This window comes from Caldicellulosiruptor changbaiensis, assembly GCF_003999255.1.
Lineage (GTDB): Bacteria > Bacillota > Thermoanaerobacteria > Caldicellulosiruptorales > Caldicellulosiruptoraceae > Caldicellulosiruptor > Caldicellulosiruptor changbaiensis.
The window spans coordinates 1,432,427-1,453,200 of the sequence record NZ_CP034791.1 but is presented as its reverse complement, the minus strand read 5'-3'; the positions used below and the strand labels follow the sequence as shown (position 1 = coordinate 1,453,200).

At 36.2% G+C, this 20,774-nt stretch carries 20 protein-coding genes; 19 read left to right on the top strand and 1 reads right to left on the bottom strand.

All coding sequences use genetic code 11. The annotated features are described in order from the left end of the window. Window positions 1-6: 6 nt before the first annotated feature. Together aroC and ELD05_RS07075 are read left to right on the top strand one after the other, a co-directional pair. Window positions 7-1,152, top strand: coding sequence for a chorismate synthase (gene aroC, locus ELD05_RS07080; protein ID WP_127351882.1), 1,146 nt, complete (start codon window positions 7-9; stop codon window positions 1,150-1,152). A 62-nt stretch (window positions 1,153-1,214) separates the two neighbouring features. Then, window positions 1,215-2,348 (top strand): D-alanyl-D-alanine carboxypeptidase family protein, encoded by a 1,134-nt coding sequence (locus ELD05_RS07075; protein WP_127351881.1) that lies wholly within the window; start codon window positions 1,215-1,217, stop codon window positions 2,346-2,348. A 33-nt stretch (window positions 2,349-2,381) separates the two neighbouring features. Here the strand turns inward: ELD05_RS07075 and ELD05_RS07070 are convergent, their stop codons facing one another. Beyond that, window positions 2,382-2,612: an HPr family phosphocarrier protein gene (locus ELD05_RS07070; RefSeq protein WP_011917365.1), complete on the bottom strand. Its 231-nt coding sequence runs from the start codon at window positions 2,610-2,612 to the stop codon at window positions 2,382-2,384. A 227-nt stretch (window positions 2,613-2,839) separates the two neighbouring features. On the opposite strand from ELD05_RS07070, the gene mtaB reads away from it, so the two are divergent. The 17 genes from mtaB to nuoF all read left to right on the top strand — a co-directional run bounded on the left by mtaB (window position 2,840) and on the right by nuoF (window position 20,770). Next, a complete protein-coding gene (mtaB, locus tag ELD05_RS07065) occupies window positions 2,840-4,144 on the top strand; it encodes a tRNA (N(6)-L-threonylcarbamoyladenosine(37)-C(2))-methylthiotransferase MtaB (protein WP_127351880.1) in 1,305 nt (434 codons plus the stop codon). Between the two features lie 17 nt (window positions 4,145-4,161). Continuing rightward, window positions 4,162-5,184: a phenylalanine--tRNA ligase subunit alpha gene (gene pheS, locus ELD05_RS07060; RefSeq protein WP_127351879.1), complete on the top strand. Its 1,023-nt coding sequence runs from the start codon at window positions 4,162-4,164 to the stop codon at window positions 5,182-5,184. Between the two features lie 34 nt (window positions 5,185-5,218). Further along, window positions 5,219-7,591, top strand: a complete 2,373-nt coding sequence (pheT, locus tag ELD05_RS07055; RefSeq protein WP_127351878.1) for a phenylalanine--tRNA ligase subunit beta — start codon at window positions 5,219-5,221, stop codon at window positions 7,589-7,591. A 9-nt stretch (window positions 7,592-7,600) separates the two neighbouring features. Further along, window positions 7,601-9,745 (top strand): ATP-dependent helicase, encoded by a 2,145-nt coding sequence (locus tag ELD05_RS07050; protein ID WP_127351877.1) that lies wholly within the window; start codon window positions 7,601-7,603, stop codon window positions 9,743-9,745. A gap of 7 nt (window positions 9,746-9,752) precedes the next feature. Next, entirely contained in the window at window positions 9,753-10,199 is a 447-nt protein-coding gene (locus tag ELD05_RS07045; RefSeq protein WP_127351876.1) for a divergent PAP2 family protein, read from the top strand. A gap of 738 nt (window positions 10,200-10,937) precedes the next feature. Then, complete coding sequence (locus tag ELD05_RS07040; protein ID WP_127351875.1) at window positions 10,938-11,486, top strand: hypothetical protein; 549 nt, start codon at window positions 10,938-10,940, stop codon at window positions 11,484-11,486. 19 nt (window positions 11,487-11,505) lie between these two features. After that, window positions 11,506-13,359 carry a 1-deoxy-D-xylulose-5-phosphate synthase gene (gene dxs, locus ELD05_RS07035; RefSeq protein WP_127351874.1) on the top strand — a complete coding sequence of 618 codons (1,854 nt, stop codon included), beginning with the start codon at window positions 11,506-11,508 and terminating at the stop codon, window positions 13,357-13,359. Then, window positions 13,356-14,168: a TlyA family RNA methyltransferase gene (locus ELD05_RS07030; protein WP_127351873.1), complete on the top strand. Its 813-nt coding sequence runs from the start codon at window positions 13,356-13,358 to the stop codon at window positions 14,166-14,168. The genes dxs and ELD05_RS07030 overlap by 4 nt, the downstream gene beginning before the upstream one ends. Before the next feature lie 24 nt (window positions 14,169-14,192). Then, entirely contained in the window at window positions 14,193-14,543 is a 351-nt protein-coding gene (locus ELD05_RS07025) for a DRTGG domain-containing protein (protein ID WP_039767782.1), read from the top strand. A 4-nt stretch (window positions 14,544-14,547) separates the two neighbouring features. Further along, complete coding sequence (locus ELD05_RS07020) at window positions 14,548-14,967, top strand: ATP-binding protein (RefSeq protein WP_127351872.1); 420 nt, start codon at window positions 14,548-14,550, stop codon at window positions 14,965-14,967. 42 nt (window positions 14,968-15,009) lie between these two features. Next, window positions 15,010-16,344 carry a [Fe-Fe] hydrogenase large subunit C-terminal domain-containing protein gene (locus ELD05_RS07015; protein ID WP_127351871.1) on the top strand — a complete coding sequence of 445 codons (1,335 nt, stop codon included), beginning with the start codon at window positions 15,010-15,012 and terminating at the stop codon, window positions 16,342-16,344. Beyond that, window positions 16,345-16,698 carry a DRTGG domain-containing protein gene (locus ELD05_RS07010; RefSeq protein WP_127351870.1) on the top strand — a complete coding sequence of 118 codons (354 nt, stop codon included), beginning with the start codon at window positions 16,345-16,347 and terminating at the stop codon, window positions 16,696-16,698. Further along, entirely contained in the window at window positions 16,682-17,377 is a 696-nt protein-coding gene (locus ELD05_RS07005; RefSeq protein ID WP_127351869.1) for a PHP domain-containing protein, read from the top strand. Before ELD05_RS07010 ends, ELD05_RS07005 begins: the two co-directional genes overlap by 17 nt. 108 nt (window positions 17,378-17,485) lie before the next feature. Further along, window positions 17,486-17,968 carry an NADH-quinone oxidoreductase subunit NuoE gene (nuoE, locus tag ELD05_RS07000; RefSeq protein ID WP_011917379.1) on the top strand — a complete coding sequence of 161 codons (483 nt, stop codon included), beginning with the start codon at window positions 17,486-17,488 and terminating at the stop codon, window positions 17,966-17,968. A gap of 45 nt (window positions 17,969-18,013) precedes the next feature. Beyond that, window positions 18,014-18,574, top strand: a complete 561-nt coding sequence (locus tag ELD05_RS06995) for an ATP-binding protein (RefSeq protein ID WP_127351868.1) — start codon at window positions 18,014-18,016, stop codon at window positions 18,572-18,574. Further along, the gene (locus ELD05_RS06990; protein ID WP_039767706.1) at window positions 18,567-18,956 is read left to right on the top strand and encodes a (2Fe-2S) ferredoxin domain-containing protein; all 390 of its coding nucleotides are present in this window, start codon (window positions 18,567-18,569) and stop codon (window positions 18,954-18,956) included. Before ELD05_RS06995 ends, ELD05_RS06990 begins: the two co-directional genes overlap by 8 nt. Window positions 18,957-18,973: 17 nt before the next feature. Further along, window positions 18,974-20,770, top strand: coding sequence for an NADH-quinone oxidoreductase subunit NuoF (gene nuoF / locus ELD05_RS06985; protein WP_127351867.1), 1,797 nt, complete (start codon window positions 18,974-18,976; stop codon window positions 20,768-20,770). Window positions 20,771-20,774: the final 4 nt, after the last annotated feature.

Sequence of the window (20,774 nt, the reverse complement as noted above, 5' to 3'; positions counted from 1 at the left end):
GAAAAGATGAGATTCTTAGACGCAGGTGAAACACACGGCAGATGCTTAGTAGGAATTGTTGAAGGATTTCCAGCAAATGTAAAGATTAATGTTGAAAATATTAATAGACTTTTAGAACTTCGCCAAAGAGGTTATGGTAGAGGCAAGAGAATGGAAATAGAAAAAGACAAAGCTATAATTTTGTCGGGTGTGAGAAACTCATATACAACAGGAGCGCCTATTACAATAATGATTGAGAACAGGGATTATGTAAATTGGCAAAAGTATATGGATCCAATTTCGTGCGACACTACGACTAAAAAGGTTACTGTACCACGTCCTGGGCATGCTGACTTGCCCGGATGTCTTAAATATGGATTTGATGATGCAAGACCTGTGCTGGAGAGGGCAAGTGCGCGTGAGACGGCTATGCGTGTTGCAATAGGGGCTTTGTGTGAAGAGCTTTTGAGTGTTTTTGGTATAAAACTCTACAATCACGTGGTTGAAATAGGCGGGGTTAGAATCAAAAAAGAGTATAGTACTGACGATGTAAATTTATTCGAGGAGGCGCAAAACTCTGACCTTTTTTGTATTGACAAAGAAGCTGAAAATGATATGAAGCAGGTAATAGATAGAGCAAAAGAAACGGGAGATAGCGTTGGTGGTGTTGCTGAGGTAATTTGTAAAAATGTACCTTTTGGCCTTGGAAGTCATGTACACTGGGATAGAAAACTTGACGGACTTCTTGCTCAGGCTGTTATGAGTATCCAGTCTGTTAAAGGCGTTGAAATTGGAATGGGATTTGAAGTATCAAGAAGGTTTGGTAGTGAAGTGCATGATGAGATTTTTTACGATGATCAAAAAGGCTTTTATAGAAAGACAAACAATGCAGGTGGCATTGAAGGTGGAATTTCAAATGGTATGGATATTGTAATAAGGGCTGCTTTCAAGCCAATTCCGACATTGTACAAGCCACTCAGAAGTGTAGATTTACAAGGTTTAAAGGAAAAAGAAGCAGCAGTTGAAAGATCAGATACTTGTGCTGTACCAGCAGGAAGTGTTGTAATGAGGGCGGCTGTGGCTTATGTATTAGCAAATAGTTTGATTGACCGCCTGTCAGGCGATTCTTTAGATATCATGATAGATAATTACAAAAGATTATATCAGAAGTAAAAGATGGATACATACCCCCTACACTAAAAACTCAAAATAAGGTGTAGGGGGTGTTTTTGTATATGCCCAAGAAAATCAAGTTCTCTGTTCTATTGGTTATAGTAAGTTTAAGGATTCTAAGCTATTCTAATGAATGTTATGCAGGTTTAAAGTGTGACATTCAAATCACTGCAAAATCGGCAATAGCAATAGAATGGACCACAGGCAAAATTTTATTTGAGAAAAACAAAGATTTAAAGCTCCCTATGGCAAGTACTACTAAAATGATGACAGCGATACTGGCGATAGAAAATTGTGACCTCAACAAGGAGATTGAAATTCCTGCTCAAGCTATTGGTGTTCCTGGCTCGTCGATTTATTTAGAAAAAGGTGAAAGGCTTAAAATAATTGAGCTTTTATATGGACTTATGCTTGCCTCTGGCAACGACGCTGCAGTTGCCTTGTCAATTAGCGTTTGTGGAGATGTTAAAAAGTTTGTTAATTTAATGAACAAAAAAGCAAAAGAGCTTGGACTTAAGAATACTGTGTTTTCCTCACCACATGGACTTGAAGAAGGACAGCATTACACTACCGCGTATGATTTAGCACGCCTTACTGCTTATGCTATGAAAAATCAAACATTTAGAGAGATAGTAAAAACGACTCAAAAGGAAATAAGATGGACAACAAGATCATATAGTAGAATTTTAAAAAACAAAAACAAGATGCTAAAATCTTACCAAGGTGCAGAGGGTGTTAAGACAGGTTTTACTAAAAGAGCTGGTAGGTGCCTTGTCACCTCTGCTTGCCGAGATGATTTTAGGGTTATTTGTGTTGTGCTCAACGCACCTGATATGTGGAATGATACCAGAAAAATTCTTGATTTTGCATATCAAAATTATAAAATTCTCAAAATTGCCAGAGGAGAGATTGGTTATTTGAGAGTAAAAGATTCAAAGGAGAATTGGGTAAAATTGGGAATAACAGAACAAAATATTTTTGTTTTGACAAAGGACCAGTATCCAGGTCTCAATGTTGTGATTTCAAAGAAGGTTTCAGCACCAGTTAAAAAGTATACAGAGGTGGGGAAGCTTGAGATAAAATATGACCATCAAACCTACTCAGTTCCTATTGCGACTCTTCAAGGATGTCAGAGAAAAACCTTTTGGGACAAGTTAAAAGAGAGGTTTTTCAGGCAGAAAGCCTCTCAAAAATAAATTTAGCGTGGGCTTTAGCCACGCTAAATTTATTTACTTTTCTATGAACGGCTCAAGCTCTTTTAACAGGTCTTCGCAGTTGTCTGAATGAATCTCTACCTTAATAGGCTTGCTGAGGTCAAGACTGAATATGCCCATGATTGACTTTGCATCAACTACATACCTGCCAGATGTTAGGTCAATGTCAAATGGATACTTACTAACAATGTTGACAAAGTTCTTAACTGAATCAATTGTGTTTAGTCTTACTGTTACTGTTTTCATTTTAAATTCCTCCCTTCACAACTAAAATAATACTCACATTTATTATCATACATATTTTTAAGACTTAAATCAATTAACCTCTTACACATTTTCTATACCCTTTTTTCATTAAAAAATAACAATCCATTTTAATTTTCATGAAAAAGGCTGAAAAGCAATTATGACTCTTTATTTATTGTAAGCTAAATATTATAATATAACTTAAACATGGAGGTGAATGTTATACGTTGAAAATTGCTTTTTATACACTTGGGTGCAAGGTAAATCAGTACGAAACACAGGCTATTGCTGAAACTTTTGAAAGATTGGGTTATGAGATAGTAGACTTTGACCAAGAAGCAGATATATACGTTATAAACACATGCACAGTTACAAATGTAAGTGACAGAAAGTCAAGACAGGCAATAAAACGAGCCAAAAAAACATCACCAAATAGTATAGTTGTTGTAATGGGGTGCTATCCGCAGGTTTACCCGCAAGAGGTTCAAAAGATTGAGGGAGTTGATATAATTGTTGGTACAAGAGATAGAGAAAAAATTGTAGAGTATGTAACTGAATATTTAAAACAAAAAAAGAAGATTTTAGCTGTTAATGATGAATATAAAAGGGATAGTTTTGAAGAGTTGAAAATCTCAAGCTTTAATGAAAGGACGAGGGCTTTTATAAAAATAGAAGAAGGTTGCGAACAGTTTTGTTCTTACTGTATAATTCCATATGCAAGAGGTTCTGTGGTGAGCAGAAGCTTGAGTTCCATTTTAGACGAGGTGGAAAGACTTGCTTCAAATGGGTACAAAGAGTTTGTAATTACAGGTATTAATATCTCAGCATATGGCAAAGATTTGGATTATAAGGTTACACTTCTTGATGTAATAGAAGAAATTAGCAAGATTGAAAAGGTAAGACGAATTAGATTGAGTTCTCTTGAGCCAATTGTCATGAAAGAAGATTTTATAAAAAGATTAGTAAGAATGGAAAAGCTCTGTCATCATTTACATCTGTCACTTCAAAGTGGAAGTGACAAGATTTTGAAACTTATGAATAGGCACTATACAACTGAGGAGTACAGACAAATTGTAGAAATAGTAAAAGGTTATTGGGATGATGTTGCTTTTACAACAGATATTATCGTGGGTTTTCCAGGGGAGAGTGATGAGGATTTTGAAAGGACTGTAGAGTTTGTAAAGGAGATAGGATTTTCAAGAATTCATGTTTTCAGGTTCTCACCTAAAAAAGGTACAAAGGCATATGACATGCCAAATCAAGTAAGTAGCGCAGAGAAAGAAAAGAGAAGCGAGATTTTAAAAAGTGTAGCAAGAAAACTTTCATTTGGTTTTCACAAAAAGTTTGAAGGAAAAATAGTAGATGTTTTAATAGAAGAAAACTCAAGCTTTGTAGGATATTTTGAAGGATACTCAGGAAATTACATTCGCACACTTGTTCCAAAAACAGAGTCAATTAAAGTTGGCGAAATTTACAAGGTCAAAGTAAAGGAAGCTTTTGAGCAGTATGTTATTGGTGATATAATATTTTAAAAAAGGTGGTGTTTGGTTTGAACATTGACATCTCAAATTTAAAAGTTCAGTGTATGAGTGAAATAGCAAATGTTAAAAGTTTAAAAGAACTTGAAGAGTTTCAAATAAAGTATTTAGGGAAAAAGGGTATTGTTAAAAATATGCTAAAAGAACTCTCCACCCTTCCTTCGGACAAGAGAGCACAAGCTGGAAGAGAATTGAATGAACTAAAAGACTTTATTGAAGGACAAATAAATGAGTTGCGTAAAAAATTTGAAGAAGAGGAAAAACAAAAAAGAATACAAAATGAGAGAATTGATGTTACAATACCCGGAAAAAGAGTGGAAGTAGGGGCAATCCATATACTATCGCAAGTACAAAAAGAGATTAGTGAGATATTTTTAAGCATGGGCTACGAGATTGCTGAGGGACCTGAGGTAGAGCTTGACTATTATAACTTTGAAGCTTTGAATATTCCTGCGGACCATCCAGCGCGTGACACTCAGGACACTTTTTATATCTCAGATGATGTTTTGCTAAGAACACATACCTCACCAGTTCAGATTCGAGTTATGAAGAGCAAAAAGCCCCCAATTAAAATAATTTCACCTGGAAGGGTTTACAGGTCTGATGAGGTTGATGCCACACATTCGCCTATTTTCCACCAGATAGAAGGGCTTTTTGTGGACAAAGGGGTTACAATGGCTGATTTGAAAGGAACGCTTGAGGTTTTTGCGAAGAGGTTTTTTGGTGAAGAAACAAGAGTAAGGTTCAGACCTCACCATTTTCCGTTTACCGAACCATCTGCTGAGGTTGATATCTCATGTATCTTTTGTGGAGGGAAAGGATGTAAAACTTGCAAAGGAGAAGGATGGATTGAAATCTTAGGTGCAGGAATGGTACACAGAAAGGTTTTAGCAAATTGTGGTATTGACCCAGATGAATACACAGGGTTTGCATTTGGTATGGGTGTTGAAAGGATAGCACTGTTGAAATATGGAATTGAGGACATTAGACTTTTTTATGAAAATGACCTGAGATTTTTGAAACAATTTAGATAAAATTGAATTTAAGTTACAAAAGGAGTGAAGGGTTTTGAAGGTATCTCTTGAGTGGCTAAAAAGCCTTGTAGATATAGACTGTCCTGTTGATGAACTTGCTGAGAAGCTCACAATGAGTGGAACGAAAGTTGAAGGGTATGAGAAAAGACTTGATTCTGTCAGGAATGTAGTTGTTGGCAAGATATTGGATGTATTTTTGCATCCAGAGAATCCTAATTTGTTTGTTTGCAAGGTTGATGTAAAAGAATGTGTATTGACAATAATCACAGCTGCTAAAAATATTTATAAAGGTGCTTTTGTGCCTGTTGCAAAACCTGGTGCAAGTCTGGCAAACGGCAAGGTGATTGACAAATTAGAATTCAAAGGTGTTGTATCAGAAGGCATGCTTTGTTCCTTAGATGAACTTGGACTGACAAGCGCTGAGTTTCCTTATGCTGATGAGAATGGGATTTTCATTCTTGAGGGTATAGATGATGACAAACTTGGAATTGATATAAGAGAGGCTTTAAAGATAGACGATATAATTGTAGACTTTGAGATAACATCTAATAGGCCAGACTGTTTGAGTGTTGTTGGTTTAGCGAGAGAGATTGCAGCTGTTTTGAAGAAAAAATTAAAATTTCCGAACTTAAGCTATATAGAAGCTGATGACAAAATAGAAAATTATCTTGATAAAATTGAGATTCAAGATGGGAATATTTGTAGAAGATATATTGGCAAGGTGATAAAAAATGTAAAAATTGGACCATCACCTGAATGGCTTAGAAAAAGACTTATAGCCTGTGGTGTTCGTCCAATAAATAATATTGTAGATGTTACAAACTATGTTATGCTTGAAATAGGTCAGCCTCTTCATGCATTTGATTTGAGAAAAATTCACGGCAGAAATATCTTTGTGAGACTTGCAAATGATGGTGAAGAGATTATTACTCTTGATGGTGTAAAAAGAACTTTGAGGCCTGTAGATATAGTTATTGCGGATGAAGATAGGGCAATTGCAGTAGCTGGTGTGATGGGTGGCTTGGAAACAGAGGTTGACGAAAATACTAAAACGGTGCTTCTTGAGTCTGCTACATTCAACCCTGCAATGGTGCGAAGAACTTCAAGGTATTTAGGTCTTAGAACAGAAGCATCAAACAGGTTTGAAAAAGGTCTTAGCCCTTACTTTGCGGAGGTTGCAATACAACGAGCATGTGCACTTATTGAAGAAATAGGTGCTGGTGAGGTTGTAAAAGGCACAATAGACACTTATTTAGTTCCTCAGCAGCAGGTCACAGTCAAAGCTGATTTTTCGTATATAGAAAAGTTGCTTGGAGTAAGTGTACCACATGATAATGTAATTGAAATCTTAGAAAGGCTTGAAATTTTGTATGACAGCCAAAAAAATGTTTTTATTGTTCCACCATTTAGGGTTGATATTACTGATATGGCAGATATATCTGAAGAAGTAATAAGAATCTACGGTTATGACAAAATACCCTCAAGAGTTTATATGGGAAATGCAATCTCCTCAGGACTTACTCAAAAACAAAAGATGGTAAATGAAATCAAAAGTTTTCTTGCAAATAGTGGTTACTATGAGATTTATTCGTATTCTTTTGAATCCCCGAAGGTTTATGAGATTTTGAAAGGGTACAGCTTAGATGATGCTGTTAAAATTTTAAATCCGCTTGGAGAAGATTTTTCGATTATGAGAATGCAACTTTTAAGTTCAATCCTCAAAGCTATCAATCTTAATCTTTCACGAAATATCAAAGATATTAAGATATTTGAACTTGCACCTGTGTTCAAAAAATCAAACGAGAAGTTGCCGGATGAAAAGCTTGTATTGGCATTAGGAAATGTTGGGCAGGACTTCTACTTTGTAAAAGGAATTTTAGAAAACCTTTTTGATATGCTGGGAATTGAAGATGTAAAATTTTCTTCTGACCACACTAATTTAAATCTGCATCCAACGAGGTCTGCGAAAATTACATCAAAAGATAAAATAATAGGGTATATTGGTGAGGTCCATCCAGATGTTTTAAGTGGTTTTGACATTCAAGGAAGGGCAATATATGCTGAAGTTTACATTGACAAGCTTTTAGAGCTTGAGAAAAAGGAAAAGAAATATGCACCACTCCCCAGGTACCCAGCTATTGAAAGAGACTATGCATTTTTGGTACCTGACGAGGTTGAAAGCAAAGTAATTGAAGATGTATTTAAAAAATATGCGTCAGAGATTTTAGAAGAGTTTTATTTATTTGATGTCTACAAAGGACAGCAGATAAAAGAAGGATTTAAAAGCTATGCATACAAAGCAGTTTTCAGGTCAAAAGAAAAGACATTGTCAGACGGCGACATCTTGCCACTACAAGAAAAAATATTAAGTGAGCTAAAAAACTACAATATTGGTCTTAGGGAGTAGTAGAGGAAAATGGAGTGGTTGAAAGAGTTAAATAAAGAACAATTAGAGGCGGTTCTTTCAACAGAAGGACCGCTTTTAGTATTGGCCGGGGCTGGTTCTGGCAAAACAAAAGTAATCACATACAGAATTGCATATATATTGAATATGGGGTTAGCAAAACCAAGCAATATACTGGCTATAACATTTACTAATAAAGCAGCGGATGAGATGAAAGAGCGCATAAAAAAGCTTGTAAGTGTGGAGTCTTTTTCGGAGATGTGGGTTTCTACATTTCACTCTGCATGTGCTAAGATACTTAGAATGGAAGCACATAATATAGGATTTTCTAATAACTTTGTCATATTTGACATGCAAGATAAAAATCAGCTTTTAAAAGAGTGTTTTACAAAGCTAAATATAGATGAAGAGAGACTTGAGCTTAAGTTTGTTTCAAGACTGATCAGCAATTTCAAGAATATGTTAATAGACCCTTCTGATGTTTATAAAGAAGGAAATGTAGACCCACGTGTTGTTGAGGTTTACAGGCTTTATAATAAACTCTTAAAAGAGTATAATGCTTTTGACTTTGACGACCTTTTGTACTATACAATAATGCTCTTTAAAACAAACCCAGACATCTTAGAAAAGTATCAGCATAAGTTTAAATATATTTTAGTAGATGAATATCAAGATACAAACCATGCACAGTTTTATTTGATTTATCTACTTTCACAAAAACACAGAAATATCTGTGTTGTAGGCGATGACGATCAGAGTATTTACAGCTTCAGGGGCGCAGATGTAAGGAACATATTAGAATTTGAAAATGTTTTTCCAGATACGAAGGTGATAAAGCTTGAAAAAAATTATCGATCTACAAAGATAATCTTGTCTGCTGCAAATGAGGTTATAAAGAACAACAAATATAGAAAGTCAAAAAGTCTTTGGACAGATAATAACGGAGGCGAAAAGATTTATCTTTATTCAGCATTTGATGAGATAGACGAAGCAAATTTTGTCTCAATGTCAATAAAGAATCTTATACAAAGTGGAATTAAGCCTTCTGAAATAGGAATCCTATATAGGACAAATGCGCAGTCGCTAAACTTTGAAAATTCTCTTTCTTCTCATTCAATCCCTTATAAGGTTGTAGGAAGTTTGCGATTTTACGAAAGAAAAGAGATAAAGGATATTATTGCATATTTAAGACTCATAACCAATCCTGATGACAACTTAAGTTTGTTTAGAGTTATAAATGTACCAAAAAGGGGAATTGGGCCAAGCACAGTAGAAAAGATAAAGGTTTTGAGTGATGAGTATGGAATTTCTGCTTATAGGTTGTTAAAAGAAAAAGGAAACTTTGAGTTTGACAGAAGAACCTATGCAAAGTTATATGACTTTATTTTACTTTTAGAACGCATAAGAACTGAGGCTGAGTCAAAGTCAGTGGTTGAGGTAATTGAGCTTGTGCTTGATAAGACAAAGTATATGGAGAGCTTGCTTTCAAGTAAAAATGAGGAAGATTTCCAAAGAGCAAAGAATATAGAACAGCTAATCAGTGCAGCAGCTATGTTTGAAGAAGAAAATGAAGATAAAAGCTTACAAAACTTTTTAAACTCAATTACCCTGAACTTTGAAGAAGATGACAGTCAAAAAGAAGATAAAGTCATGTTAATGACAGTCCATGCTGCAAAAGGTTTAGAATTTGAAGTGGTATTTTTGACTGGTCTTGAAGAAGGGTTATTTCCTCTTATGAGGTCAGAAAATGAAATTGAGTTGCAAAATGAACTTGAAGAAGAAAGAAGGCTTTGTTATGTGGCAATTACAAGAGCAAAGAGGTTATTGGTTCTAACATATGCAAACAACAGAAGAGTTTTTGGGCGATTTTCATCAAGGCAAAGATCATGTTTTATTGACGAGATTCCAACAAAATATATCCAGCAGATATATACACCACTTATGATTATAAAATCTTCAGGTACACAAATCAGTGGTAATACAGAAAGCAGTACCAAAAAGGCTTTGGCTGTTGGTGATATAATACAGCACAAGAAATTTGGTATTGGGAAAGTATTATCTGTTTCAGAGGATATGAATGAGGTGTTGATAGACTTTGAGAAGTTTGGACAGAAAAGATTACTTTTATCATATGCAAATCTCATAAAGATTGGTTGATGGGAAGATGAAACAGGTCATATATGAGATATTTACAAACAGGGCTCTGCAAGTTGGCTTTGTTAGCTGGTTTATTGCCCAATGTTTAAAGATAATAATAACCTTCTTCGTGACACACCAGATAGACTTTAAAAAGTTCATAAGCTCAGGCGGGATGCCAAGTTCTCATTCAGCATTTGCCTGCGGGCTTTCAACTGCGGTGGGGTTTATAGATGGTTTTAGCTCAACAAGTTTTGCTATTTCATTGACATTTACATTGATTGTGATGTATGACGCAGCAGGTGTGAGAAGAGAAGCTGGCAAACAAGCACAGACACTAAATGAGCTCATAGAAATGTACTTCTCACCACATTACAAGCCCCAGCACAAGTTGAAAGAGCTTATAGGGCACAAACCTACAGAGGTGTTTGTTGGAGCACTTCTTGGCATTTTAATAGCAACTATAATGATTTGAAGCTAAAAAGAGGCTATGGTATAATATTATTCTGAAAACTAAATAAGAAATGTCTGCAATATGGGATAGGGTGATGCAGTATCCTAGTCAGAGTGGCTGCTTTCGAAGGCGGGCCTAAAAATCCGCCAAAGGGCACACCGATGAAGTTCCTGGTTTTGGCTTCTGACGCCCAGTCAGGGGTTGAAGCTGGGAGTAAGGGATAAGGGAGTCCTGCAATGGCATGCAGGATGGAACCCTTTTCCCGTGGAGGCTAACGCACAAAAGGAAGGTTAAATTCTTTTTGTGCGTTAGTAAAACCTACCGCCAGGTGCATCTATAATTAAGTAGATGTGCTTGGGGTAGTGTAGCCTGCCTTGAGCGAGATAGACGGATGGCCGAATTTATGGCTCCTCTAAAAATAGGGCCCGTTTTTAGAGGAGTCTTGAGGCCTGAAATCTATTTCGCAAAAGAGGCTAGAAAGCATGCCCTCTGTCGAGGAAAGCTCCTAGGCTGTGCCGATTTTCGGCTTTACGAAGGGGATTAAAGTGCGGACTTAGTGGCGATCTGGTTGTGTGTTGGGCAACCGCACACCCAAACTTTTAAAGGGAAACCGCCTCCTGGCGACGGGAGGTAAGTTTGGGGGAAATCCTACCAGACCTCAAGCCGCAAAATTTACCCTTCGTAAAATCACCCTATCCCATAAATTTGTATACTTTCAATGTAAGATAAAAAAGTTTTTTTATATATTGGGGAGGAAAAATGGGGAGTAAGAAGACACAAACCAAAAAGTCAGAGTATTTTAAATGGGTGGTGTTTTTATTTGTATTGTCCTTTTTATTGTCTGCTTCTCTAAATTACATCTCGAGTATTGTGTCTGAAAAATTACCAATTACTATATCATTTGTACTATTGTTTATAATAATTCTTTTGGGAATTTTATTTGATATAATAGGTATAGCAACTACTGCTGCTGATGAAGTTCCTTTTCATGCCATGGCTGCAAAAAAAGTTAAAGGAGCAAAAAACAGTATTTGGCTCATTAAAAATGCAAGTAAAGTTTCTTCAATTTGCAATGATGTAATAGGAGACATCTGTGGGATATTGAGCGGTTCGCTCTCTGCAAGTATTGTTTTCTACATTTCAAAGAATAGTAACGCTGATATTGTGTTTCTTTCACTGATTTTAACAGCAACTGTTGCTGCTCTTACAATTTCAGGTAAAGCAATTGGCAAGTATTTTGCAATCAAAAAAAGTTATGATATAGTGAAAATAAGTGGAAAAATTCTTAGCATATTTATAAAGACATAGAAGTAGGAAGTGAGATGATTTGAGTATATTAGAAAAAGTAAACTATCCTGAGGACATAAAAAAGCTCAGCATATCAGAGTTATATACTTTATCTGAAGAGATAAGAGAATTTTTATTATATAACATTGCAAATACAGGTGGACATTTAGCAGCAAATTTAGGTGTTGTGGAGCTTACACTGGCACTTCTCTATACATTTAATCCGCCTGAGGACAAAATTGTATGGGATGTAGGTCACCAATGCTATGTGTATAAGATTTTGACAGGAAGGAAAGAAAGGTTTGCTACTTTGCGAAAATTAGGAGGTTTGAGTGGTTTTCCAAAGTCAAAAGAAAGTATCTATGACTCATTTGACACAGGACACAGTTCAACTTCTATTTCAGTTGCGTTAGGATTTGCTATTGCTCGTGACCTAAATCACAAAGATTATAATGTGATTGCTGTAATAGGAGATGGAGCGTTGACAGGTGGGCTTGCATATGAGGGGCTTAACAATGCAGGAAGGTATAATGGAAAGCTTCTTGTAATATTAAATGACAATCAAATGTCAATCTCAAAAAATGTAGGCGCGATTGCTAAGTATTTGTCTAAGGTTAGAACACAGCCCAGATATTTTAAACTAAAAAAAGCTACCGATGAATTGGTTGCAAATATTCCATTTATAGGAGAAAAGCTTAATCAGTTAGTAAGAAAGCTAAAAGGTGGTCTTAAATATATACTTTTTCCGGGCATGCTTTTTGAAGCTTTGGGTTTTGAGTATTATGGGCCGATTGATGGGCATGACATAAAGAAGATGTGTGAAGTTTTTGAAAATGTTAAAAATTTGACAAAACCTGTTTTGGTTCATATTGTCACACAGAAAGGAAAAGGATATGAACACGCTGAAAGGTTCCCTGAAAAGTATCATGGTGTTCCACCATTTGACATAGAGACAGGCAATCATTTAACAGATACAAATTCCAAAAGTTTTTCAGAAGTATTAGGAGACAAGTTATGCGAACTTGCAAAGGAAAATCAAAAGATTGTGGGAATAACGGCTGCTATGCCCGATGGAACAGGGCTTACTAAGTTTGCGAAGATGTATCCAGAGCGATTTTTTGATGTTGGGATTGCTGAAGAACATGCTGTGACATTTGCAGCAGCCCTTGCAAAAGAAGGTTTCAAACCGTTTGTGGCAATATATTCTACATTTCTACAACGAGCATTTGACCAAATTATTCACGATGTATGTCTTCAAAACCTAAATGTTGTATTTTGTATAGACCGGGCAGGACTTGTTGGTGAAGATGGCGAGACACATCACGGCAGCTTTGATATATCGTATTTGACATTAATACCAAACTTAACAGTGATGGCTCCAAAGGATACAAAAGAGTTTGAAATGATGTTAGACTTTGCCGCAGCATACCATGATGGACCTATTGCAATAAGGTATCCAAGAGGAACAACCAAGATTGTTGGGGTTTATGAACCAATTTTATTTGGCAAGTCTGAAATATTAGTAGAAGGCAGTAATTTGGCTATTTTTACAGTTGGAAGACATGTTTCAATGTTGTATGATATTATTAAAGAAAACAATTTGAATGTAACATTAATAAATGTAAGATTTTTAAAACCTTTAGATGTTGAACTTGTAGAAAAAATAACAAAGACTCATAAAAAAATACTAATTGTTGAGGACAATACTGTAATTGGTGGTCTTGGTGAAAAGATAAAAGGTATTATTGCTGAAATCAATAGCCTGAATTTGGTAAAACATATTGGACTTCTAGATAAGTTCATTCAGCACGGATCAATTAGTGAGCTTTATTCTTTACTTGGTTTGGACAAAGAGAATTTAAAAAATGTCATTATGGAGTTGATAGCAGATTGAAAAAGAGGGCAGATATTTTACTTGTTGAAAAAGGTTTTGCAGAGTCTCGTGAAAAAGCAAAGGCACTTATCTTGAGCGGAAATGTCTATGTAAACAATCAAAAGATTGAAAAGGCAGGGGAGTTGGTTGATTGCGATGCTCAGATTGTAGTAAAAGAACAGCTGAAATTTGTAAGCAGAGGCGGACTTAAACTGGAAAAGGCATTGAATTTTTTTAATGTAGAGGTCTCAGGAAAAATTGCCTTAGATATTGGAGCATCCACAGGTGGGTTTACAGACTGCCTTTTGCAGCATGGTGCAAAGAAGGTCTACTGTGTTGATGTTGGCTATGGCCAGCTTGCATGGAAGCTAAGAGAAGATCAAAGAGTTATCAATTTTGAGAAAACAAATTTTAGGTATTTTGAGAGAGAAAAGATACCTGATAGAATTGATATAGTTGTATGTGATGTTTCATTCATCTCATTGACGCTTATAGCACATAAAATAAAGGAGTTTATGGAAAAAGGTACTGAAGGCATTTTGCTAATAAAGCCTCAATTTGAAGCAGGAAGGGAGGAGGTTGGGAAAAAAGGAGTTGTGAGGTCAAGTCAAACACATGTTCGTGTTATTAAAAAGGTGATTGATTGTTATTTCTCCTTAGGTATTAGCATAAAAGGCTTGACGTACTCTCCTATTAAAGGTCCAGAAGGAAACATTGAATATTTACTTTACCTCAAACAAGAAGATTTACCGCAAAATGTATTAACAGAAAGTAAGGTACAAGAGGTTGTCAGTGAAGCTTTTGAATCTTTGGGAGGAAAAAGAATATGAAGTTGGATGGGGGTTTTTAAAGTTATGAAATTATCAAAAATAAAAGATCTCTTGAAATGTAAGGTTTTTTTTGAGCCTCAAGAGCTTTCTGAAGAAGAATTTTTGAATGCTTGTGGTTCTGATTTGATGAGTGATGTTTTAGCCTTTGTAAAGGAAAAGGTAATTCTCCTTACGGGTCTTGTCAATCCTCAGGTTATTCGTACAGCTGAAATGATGGATATAAAGGCTGTTATAATTGTTCGTGGAAAGCAACCCTCAGAAGAGATGTTGAAGTTGGCAAAAGAGAAATGCATAGCTCTTTACTCTACAGACTTTCCAATGTTTCAGGCATGTGGAATACTCTATGAAAATGGGTTGGGAAAAGAAAGGTGCTGAAAAGATGCTGCTTTCAATGGAATTTGACATCAAAGCTGGAGATTTTGTATTAGCTGGAGAGGCCTCAAGCAAGATTAAGGATGCTTTAAAAAAGTTGGGAGTTAAGCCTGAAATTTTGAAAAAGGTTGCCATTATTTCATACGAAGCAGAGATGAATATTGTTATACATTCTGTAGGTGGAGTTTTGAAAGCCATCATCTCAAAAGACAAGATTGAAATAATTGCTGAAGACAGAGGCCCTGGAATAGAGAATATTGAACTTGCAATGATGGAAGGGTACTCGACAGCTCCTGAAGAAATAAGAAACTTAGGATTTGGCGCGGGTATGGGTCTTCCTAATATGAAAAAATATTCTGATCATTTTGAGATTGAGTCCCAAAAAGGCACTGGAACAAGGGTGTATATGGTCGTGTTCAACAAATAATTTAAATTATCTTAATATTCTTTTAAGGAAGTGAATTTTAAAATGCCTTTTAATCTGCATTCGATAATGCTTGACAGAGAGAAGTGCAGAGGGTGTACAAATTGTATTAAAAAGTGTCCAACAGAAGCAATAAGAGTGAGAAGTTCAAAAGCCAGAATTATCGATCAAAGATGTATAGACTGTGGTGAGTGTATACGAACATGCCCGTATCACGCAAAATATGCTGTAACAAATAGTTTAGATGATATAAAAAAATACGAATATAAAGTTGCTCTACCAGCACCCTCATTTTATGCTCAATTTGAAACAGATGATATCAATAAACTATTACATGCATTGTTAGAAATAGGATTTGACGACATATTTGAAGTGGCAAAAGCAGCAGAGATTGTGACAGAGTTCACAAAGGAGTTTATTTCAAAAAAGAGAGATAAAAGACCCATAATTTCTTCTGCCTGCCCAGCAGTGGTAAGGCTTATCCAGACAAAATTCCCAGATTTGATTGATAATATCCTCCCACTTGCTTCTCCAATGGAGGTTGCTGCCCACCTCGCAAAAAAGAGAATAAACAGGCAAAAAGGCATTGAGATAGACAGAATAGGTGCTTTTTTCATCTCACCTTGTGCAGCAAAGATGACTTACGTAAACTTGCCACTTGGGTTTGAAAGGTCATATGTAGATGGAGTAATTGCTATCAAGGATATTTATGGGCTTGTTAGAAGTAAGTTGAAAAGTATGAATGATGTAGAACCTATTTCTATTTCATCCGGCAAAGGGATTGGATGGGCAGCATCTGGTGGAGAGAGTTTAGCCTTGGGAATTGATGAGTATGTAAATGTGGATGGGATTCATAATGTTATAAAGGTTTTGGAAGAGATTGAGAATGGAAGGCTGAATAATATTGTTTACTTTGAAGGACTTGCATGCAGTGGGGGTTGTGTGGGTGGACCGTTGACGGTAGAAAATCCGTATGTTGCTAAGAATAGAATCAAAAAGTGGTCTTCTAAACTTGCAGACAAAGCCCAAATATTAGAAGAAAATACTCGAAAAATTGTCAATGACCTTGGAATAAAGATGGAAGACCTTTTGTTTAGAAAAGAATTGGAGGCAAACCCTGTATTAGAGCTTGATTCTGATATAGAAGAGGCTATGAAAAAGTATGAGAGGGTAAATGAGATATTAAAGATTTTGCCTGGTTTGGATTGTGGTGCCTGTGGTTCTCCAACATGCAAAACCCTCGCAGAGGACATAGTCAGAGGTTTGGCAAACGATACAGATTGTATCTTTATCCTTCGTGAAAATATTAAAGAGCTTGCAAATAAAATGGTTGAGCTTTCAAATAAACTACCACCATCACTTGAAAGGGATGAAGAATAAATGCCAAGAGTTGCGCACCTAAGAAAATATTTTAACCTTGTGAATGATGTTATTAGAGATGATGATGTGTACGAAAATGTGTATATTGGAGATGTTTTGAGCTTTGCAATTTCACATATCAAAGATCGCAGTATCTGGATAACAATTCAGAACAACATAAATGTCATTGCAGTGGCAACTTTGAGAGATGTGAAGGCTATCATATTAACAGAAGGTGTAAAGCCAGATGCCAATATGCTTCAAAAATCTAAACAGGAAAATATTCCTATTTTCACAACCGAGCTTTCTCATTTTGAGACCGCAAAATTACTGATTCTTCAAGAGAAGGAAGGTCAAAATGAAACTCTATTATGACCTGCACATTCACTCTGCGCTCTCACCTTGTGCTGACAATGACATGACCCCAAATAATATAATAAACATGGCAAAGATAAAGGGACTAAATGTAATTTCCATAACAGACCATAATTCTACATTGAATTTGAAAGAGTTCTTAGAGGTTGCAAAACATCTTGGGATTTTATTTATCCCAGGTGTTGAGATAGAAACTTGTGAAGAAGTCCATGTTCTTTTATATTTCAAAGATTTCTCTGTAGTGGAAGAGTTTCAAGAGATTATTGAAGAAAACCTTCCAAACATAGCCTTGAGAGAGGATATATATGGAAATCAGTTCTTAGTGGACAAGGAAGACAATATTGTCGGAAGCTATAAAAAACTTCTGCTCCAACCACTGAATTTAAGTATATTTCAAGTTTATGAAATTTCAAAGTTTTACAATATGATTTTTGTTCCAGCTCATATCAATAGACAATCCTATGGAATAATTGGAAGGCTGGGAACATTACCAGATGAACTAAAAGATGTTTCTCTTTTAGAAGTTTCAAAAGTCAATGAATTTGAATTTACAAATCTTTTGCCCAAAGATAGCAGGTACATTTTTTTACACTCTTCTGATGCACATCATCTATGGGATATTAACGAAAAGGAGTTTTTTATTGAAAGTGATATACTGTATACAATATTTTTCAAGTAAATTCTCCAAAATTTATACTTCATTTATACCCTATTATATGTTACAATAGAGAAAGTAGGTGTAATTGAATATGTTAAATTTCTAACAATAGAAGGGGGATGCGATTTAATGTCTTGTTGCCAAGGCAAAAATCTGACCGAGGAAAACTTCAAAAAACTTGATGAGATTATTGAAAAAAACAAATCAAGAAGAGGTGCTCTAATTCCTGTTTTGCATGAGGCACAAGAACTATTTGGATACTTGCCATACGAGGTACAAAAGAGAATTGCAGAGGGTCTGAACATTCCAATGGCAGAGGTTTATGGGGTTGCAACATTTTATACCAGGTTTACATTAAAACCAACAGGTGACCACAAGATTAGTGTGTGCATGGGAACTGCTTGCTATGTAAAAGGTGCAGATAAAATTTTGGATAAATTAAAAGAGCTTTTAAAGATTGACGTTGGTGGCACAACTGAAGATGGGAAATTCTCTATTGAAGCAACAAGATGCTTAGGAGCTTGTGGACTTGCACCTGTTGTTGTAATTGATAACACTGTCTATGGAAAATTAGCACCTGAAGATATTGAAAATATCTTGTCAAGATATTAACTTAACAAACTGTCTGTGTGATAAGAATAAAATAGGGTGATTTGGTTGAACGAACTTTCACTTTATATCCTTGACCTTGTGCAAAATTCAATTGAGGCTGGGGCAACGTTTGTCAAGATTGAGATTGTTGAAGATTTAGAAAATGACATATTTTTAATCTCAATTGAGGACAATGGGAGAGGTATACCAAAAGAGTTAATAAATGAGGTGACAAATCCTTTTTATACTACAAGGAAAACAAGAAAGGTAGGACTTGGTTTGGCACTTGCCTCACAGCTTGCAAAAGACTGTAATGGAAAGCTTATTATTGACTCATCTGAAAATGGCACAAAGGTAAAAATTAAGCTGCAGCATTCGCATATTGACAGGCCACCGATTGGGAATATTGTTGATACACTACTCCTTTTAGTATGTGGTACACCGGATGTGGATTTTGTTTATGTGCACAGAATCGACAAAAAAGAGTTTGTTTTTGATACAAATAAGCTAAAAAGTGCTCTTGGGGAAGGTGTACCTCTCAATTTGCCAAGTGTACAAGAGTTTATTAAGGAAGAGCTTTCAAGAGGGTTATCAAATTTATTTGGAGGTGCGAATTTCAATGATTAAGTCTATTCAGGAGCTTGAAGAGATAAGAAAAAAGGCATTGGAAGAGCTCGAATTTAGAAAACAGCAAGGAGAGGGAATCAGAATAGTAGTTGGTATGGCAACATGTGGGATAGCAGCAGGTGCAAGACCTGTTATGCTAAAGTTTGTTGAGGAGATTCAAAAAAGAAATCTTAAGAATGTAACAGTTGTTCAGACGGGCTGTATAGGTCTTTGCAAATATGAGCCAATTGTAGAAGTATATGAGCCAAACAAAGAGAAGGTAACATATGTAAAAATGACACCTGAAAAAGTTTCAAAAGTTGTTGCTGAGCATATTGTGAATGGAAAGCCAGTATATGAATACACAATTGGCTATGAAGAAAATAAAGAAGCAAACAAATAAAAGGGAGGTAAGCTATAATGCCATTATATAGAGCACATGTTCTTGTATGTGGTGGGACAGGTTGTACATCAGGCGGGTCAGACAAGATATATGACGCTTTTTTGAAAGAGATAGAAAACTTCAATTTAAAAGACGAGGTTCAAGTAATTCGTACAGGATGTTTTGGACTTTGTGCAGAAGGTCCGATTGTCATTGTCTATCCCGAAGGTGCATTCTATAGTAAGGTTGCAGACTCTGATGTAAAAGAGATTGTGGAAGAACATCTTTTAAAAGGAAGAATAGTAAAAAGGCTTTTGTATAAAGAGTCACTTGAAGAAGGCCAGATAAAGTCCTTAAATGAAGTCAAGTTCTACAAAAAACAGATGCGAATTGCTCTTAGAAACTGCGGTGTTATAAATCCAGAAAACATTGAAGAGTATATAGCATACGACGGATACAAAGCTTTAGCAAAGGTCTTGACAGAGATGACTCCAGAGCAGGTAATTGACTGGGTAAAAAGGTCGGGCTTGAGAGGAAGAGGTGGCGGTGGATTCCCAACAGGTTTGAAATGGGAATTTGCAGCAAAAGCACCAGGTGATGTCAAGTATGTTGTCTGCAATGCTGACGAAGGTGACCCTGGTGCGTACATGGATAGAAGCATCTTAGAGGGTGACCCACATTCTGTTATTGAGGCTATGGCAATTGCTGGTTATGCAATTGGCTCAAAACAAGGCTATGTTTACGTCAGGGCTGAGTATCCGCTGGCTGTCAAGAGACTTGAGATTGCGATAAACCAGGCAAGAGAGTATGGGCTTCTGGGCAAGAATATTTTGGGAACAGACTTTGAATTTGATATAGAGATAAGACTTGGTGCTGGTGCATTTGTTTGCGGTGAGGAGACAGCTTTAATGACATCAATTGAAGGTCATCGTGGAGAGCCAAGACCAAGACCACCATTCCCAGCAGTAAAGGGACTTTGGAGCAAACCAACACTTTTGAACAATGTTGAGACGTATGCAAATATTCCTGTTATAATCCTCAAAGGACCAGAGTGGTTTGCATCAATCGGAACAGAAAAGAGCAAGGGTACCAAAGTATTTGCACTTGTTGGAAAGGTTAACAACACAGGGCTTATTGAAGTTCCAATGGGGACAACTGTAAGAGAGATAGTCGAAGACATTGGCGGTGGAATACCAGGTGGTAAGAAGTTCAAAGCTGTTCAGACAGGTGGACCATCTGGTGGATGTATTCCTGCATCTTTAATGGACACGCCTATTGACTTTGACTCACTCACAGCGCTTGGGACAATGATGGGTTCTGGTGGCATGATTGTAATGGATGAAGATACATGTATGGTTGATATAGCAAAGTTCTTCTTAGAGTTCACAGTTGATGAGTCATGTGGAAAGTGTCCGCCATGTAGAATAGGAACAAGAAGAATGCTTGAGATACTGCAAAAGATTACAAGTGGAAACGGGACAGAAGAGGATTTAGAGAAGTTAGAAGAGCTTGCATATTCAATTAAGGACAGCGCTCTTTGTGGACTTGGTCAGACAGCGCCAAACCCAGTTTTGAGTACACTAAGATACTTCAGAGATGAATATGAAGCACATGTCAAAGAAAAGAGATGTCCGGCAGGGGCATGTAAGGCACTTTTGAGAATTGTAATTGACAAAGATCTTTGCAAAGGCTGTGGTATCTGTGCTAAGAACTGTCCTGCAAATGCTATAACTGGTCAAATTAAGAAGCCGTTTGAGATTGACCAGACAAAATGTATTAAGTGTGGAGTATGTATAGAAAAATGTCCATTCAAAGCAATCTCTAAGAAGGCTTAAGAAG